Source organism: Bacillus sp. 7884-1 (assembly GCF_002272245.1).
Classification (GTDB): Bacteria; Bacillota; Bacilli; order Bacillales; family Cytobacillaceae; genus Neobacillus.
This window is the reverse complement of the sequence record NZ_NPDD01000354.1, coordinates 1-381: the sequence shown is the minus strand read 5'-3', so window position 1 is coordinate 381 and position 381 is coordinate 1. Positions and strand designations below refer to the sequence as shown.

The following is a 381-nucleotide window of genomic DNA, read 5'->3' as shown; positions in this document are numbered from 1 at the left end:
GACAGCACGAGAATATAACTGGGGTATTAATCCAAACAAAGCTACAATTTCAAGCCATTCTTGACCAGGTCTTTCCTGAATATAGAGGGTTTTTTGGCGACTTATATTCAGTAGTATCACTGTTAACTCTTTCAGAGTTTCCCTCATCTGAAGATATATTAGAGGCAAGTGTTGAAACTATATCTGACAAAATCGCTCAATTATGTAAGAGCCGATCATACAGATGGGCTAATGAATAAGCTATTCAACTCAAATCTGCCGCAGACAGAAATCCGTTTGAAAAGACTTTGTATCAGAGTCATATTTTGAGTCTTGGTATGTATATAAACATCATTCTTCAATACAAAGAGCACCTATCCAAGTTAGAGTCAGAGATAGATG

1 pseudogene is annotated in these 381 nt (G+C 36.5%); it reads left to right on the top strand.

Annotated elements, in window-relative coordinates:
* Nucleotides 1–381: pseudogene (locus CHI06_RS29085) on the top strand (IS110 family transposase); the annotation flags it as partial.